Raw genomic sequence first — 3329 nt, 5'->3', positions numbered from 1 at the left:
GAAAGGCGTGTGCCCGTGCGTCAGCTCGACGGTTTGCGCGCGAGGATCGTGGCGAGCTGCGCGCCGTTCGGGCTGCCGAGGCCCGTGCAGGCGTCCCAGCCGGACGCGGCCGCATAGGTGCCGTTCGAGCCTTTCGTGATGTCGCGCAGCGCGCCCGGATGCTTGTACAGCACCGGATTGATCCAGCCGGCCGACGCGCCGTTCGCCGCATTGATCCGCGCGATCAGCGCCGCCCACAGCGGTGCGACCGCGCTCGTGCCGCCCATCACCGCGGGCGTGCCGGCCACCGACACTTCGTAGCCCGTCTGCGGCGACGCGTCGCCGGCCACGTCGGGCACGCCGCGCTTCGCGAGCGGCGTGGTGCTGCCGTCAGCGCGCGCGACCTTCAGCCCCTGCTGCCACGCCGGCAGATCGAACAGCGCACTGACGCCACCGCCGCCCGCCCCGCCGCCGGATGCCTCGTCGTTCCACGTGACCTCGCTGCGGATGCCCTGCCCGGGCAGCGCGTCGAGCTGCGTGCCGCCGCAGCCGAGCACGTACGAGCTCGACGCGGGAAAGTCGACGTGATCGGCGCCATCCTGCAGCCCGTCGCCCGAGCCGCTGTCGCCCGACGCCGCGCAGACGGTGATGCCCTGCGCGGCAGCCGCCTGCAGCACGCGGTTGAACGCCTGTGCCGACTGCGCCTGCCAGATCGCTTCCGGGCCACCCCAGCTGATCGAGATCACGGACGGTTGGTTCGTCTTGTCGGTCACGGCCGCGTTGACGGCCTGGATGAAGCCCGCATCGCTGTTCGGCGCGAAGTACACCGCGATCTTCGCGGCCGGTGCGATCGCGCCGGCGATTTCGATGTCGAGCGCGACTTCGCCGTCCGGGCCGTTCGGCTCGCCGGTCGGCGCATTGCGGCCGGTGCCGACGTTCACGTCGACGAGCTTGGGCGGCGTCGTGATGCCGAGCCCGCGGAAATACTGCTGGATGTCCGCCGCGCGATAGCCGCCGCCGAGCTCGATGATCGCGATGCATTGCCCGGCGCCGTCGCCGGCCGGAAAGTCGTACAGTGACGCAAGCTGGATCGGCGTGAACGTGACGGCCGCCGCGCCGCGCGCCGGCTTGAACGGCGGACGGAAGCGGAAGTGCGGCCGCGCCTGCGGGCGGCTGTCGAGGCCGAGCACGGCCGTGACCGCGTCGCCGATATCGTCGGGCAACACGATCGGGCCCGAGCGGCCGCGATACTGGCCGATCGACCGATGCTCGAAACGCTCGAGCTTCACGCTGAACGCGGCTTCGAACTGCGCGATCGTGCCGGACAGCACGACGACGCTCTCGACCGGATCGACGCGATCGACCGTGAGCTGATGACGGTGTGCGAAGTCCTCGGTCTTGCGAATGTCGTCGGGATTCGCGGAGAAACGCTGCGCGAATGCGTCGCGCGACACCGGTTTTGCACGGGCGTCGCCGGTGGCGAGCTGGTGAACCAATGCGTCGAGTTGCCCTTCTTCCTGCCGCCGCAACATGATCGTGACGTGGATGCGTTCTGCCGGGTCGCACTGGCCGAGACACTTGGACTCGGCGACGATGCGGGGTTCACGGTCGGCTTGAAGATGCCTTGCCATGTTCAGACCCTCCTTGGTACCGCGTTGCACGGAACAGCCAGGAAATCGGACATAGCCCGCGGAAGACGGTTCCGTTCGGTCAGTCGATTCGCGACGGCGCGTTTGCGACTGCATTTGCGACGCGCGAAGTAACAGGAAGTTTAGAACAGTCAGACGATTTGCGCGCACGCCCTTCCGCGGCAAGGCGCACGCGGGAAGGCCGGCATCGCGCGCGGCCCGTATCGATTCGAGCATGGGCCCGCCCGCGTGGCCGATCGATTCGCGCAGCGGCCATGTCGGCGCAACAGTCAGTCCATCGACAACCGCAGCGCAAAACCGATCAACGCCGCGGAAAAGGTCCAGCGCTGCACCGTCTGCGCGAGCGGATGCGCGCGCATCCACGCCGCGATGCGCGACGCGCCGAACACGCACGCGAGGTCGAAGCACACGCCGGCCGCCACCAGCAGCGCGCCGAGCTCGAACATCTGCCAGACGACCGGCCCGACCTCGGGCCGCACGAACTGCGGCAGCAGCACCGAGCAGAACAGCAGCGCCTTCGGGTTCAGCAGGTTGGTCAGCAGTCCCTTCACGAAGGACTGGCGCAACGCGCCCGCCGGCGCGTCGCCGTCGCCAAGCGCGAACACCGGCGAGCGGAACACCTGGATCGCGACATACGCGAGATAAAGCGCGCCGCCATAGCGGATCACCTCGTAGAGCCACGGCGCGCTGCGGATCAACGCCGCGACGCCGCATGCCGACAGCGTCACGTGCACGGTGCGCGCGAGCGACAGGCCGGCCGCCGCCGCCATCCCCGGCCGCACGCCGCGGCCGATGCTGGTCTGCAGCACGAGCGCCATGTCGGGCCCCGGTACCGCGTAAATGGCCGCCAGCGCGGCGAGATAAATCAACAGCAAATGCGTGGAAATCATGGTCTGCCCCCGTCCTTCATTGACGATATGTTGCCGCTGAAGGTGGAGGGATTACTGGCCATCTTTGGCGCGGAATTGGCGATTCGTAGGGGAATCCGCCACAATCATGAAATCACGACAAGGATTCCGCCAACATGATCGATCTCGACAAAACCGACCGCGCGATCCTCGCTGCGGTGCAGCGCGACGGCCGCCTGCCGATCGCGCGGCTCGCCGAATCCGTTGGCCTGTCCGAAACGCCTTGCGCACGGCGCCTGAAACGCCTCGAAAACGACGGCTACATCGAGCGCTATCGCGCGCAGCTGTCGCGCCAGGCGCTGGGTTTCGGCGTGGTCGCGTTCGTGCTCGTGCGGTTCGCGACGCACGACCGCAAGGTCGCCGACCGGTTCGAACGGGAAGTGCTCGGCATCGAGCGGATTCTGGCGTGCCACAACGTCGCGGGCACGGCCGACTACCTGCTGCAGGTGGTCGCGCGCGATCTCGACGACTACGGCACGTTCCTGCGCGATTCGCTGCGGATGCTGCCGGGGGTGACGTCGATCGAATCGGCGCTGTCGCTGCGCGAGGTGAAGCACGACGCCGGGCTGCCGGTGCCGTGACGCGCGCCGGGCCGGCAAGCCGCCCGGGCGCAACGCTCGTTCACCTTGTCGGCCGCGCTGGCGTCACACCACGTCGGACGACTGATGCGCGCGTTCGAGATCCTCGAGAAACGCTTCGACGACCGGATCGCCGCGCCCGTCGCGCGCCACGACCATGTGGAACGTGACCTCGTAGTGCAGTCGATCCGGATTGAGCGGCGCGAGCAGCCCCT

At 68.6% G+C, this 3329-nt stretch carries 3 protein-coding genes and 1 pseudogene; 1 reads left to right on the top strand and 3 read right to left on the bottom strand.

Features of this window, described 5'->3' with window-relative positions; translation table 11 throughout:
- Nucleotides 1–20: 20 nt before the first annotated feature.
- Entirely contained in the window at nt 21–1610 is a 1590-nt protein-coding gene (locus tag JMF90_RS30160) for a protease pro-enzyme activation domain-containing protein (RefSeq protein WP_011546916.1), read from the bottom strand.
- Between the two features lie 287 nt (nt 1611–1897).
- The gene (locus JMF90_RS30155) at nt 1898–2518 is read right to left on the bottom strand and encodes a LysE family translocator (protein ID WP_011546915.1); all 621 of its coding nucleotides are present in this window, start codon (nt 2516–2518) and stop codon (nt 1898–1900) included.
- A 134-nt stretch (nt 2519–2652) separates the two neighbouring features.
- On the opposite strand from JMF90_RS30155, the gene JMF90_RS30150 reads away from it, so the two are divergent.
- Nucleotides 2653–3117 (top strand): Lrp/AsnC family transcriptional regulator, encoded by a 465-nt coding sequence (locus tag JMF90_RS30150; RefSeq protein WP_006488501.1) that lies wholly within the window; start codon nt 2653–2655, stop codon nt 3115–3117.
- A gap of 63 nt (nt 3118–3180) precedes the next feature.
- Here the strand turns inward: JMF90_RS30150 and JMF90_RS30145 are convergent.
- Nucleotides 3181–3329 (bottom strand): annotated as a pseudogene (locus JMF90_RS30145) (LysR family transcriptional regulator); the annotation flags it as partial.

This window comes from Burkholderia sp. E168m23 (assembly GCF_016586125.1).
GTDB classification, from domain to species: Bacteria; Pseudomonadota; Gammaproteobacteria; order Burkholderiales; family Burkholderiaceae; genus Burkholderia; species Burkholderia orbicola.
This window is presented reverse-complemented; position numbering and strand designations above follow the sequence as displayed.

Coding starts and splice junctions, on each gene's coding strand:
- JMF90_RS30160 (WP_011546916.1), bottom strand. CDS start 1,610: ATGGCAAGGCATCTTCAAGCCGACCGTGAACCCCGCATCGTCGCCGAG.
- JMF90_RS30150 (WP_006488501.1), top strand. CDS start 2,653: ATGATCGATCTCGACAAAACCGACCGCGCGATCCTCGCTGCGGTGCAG.
- JMF90_RS30155 (WP_011546915.1), bottom strand. CDS start 2,518: ATGATTTCCACGCATTTGCTGTTGATTTATCTCGCCGCGCTGGCGGCC.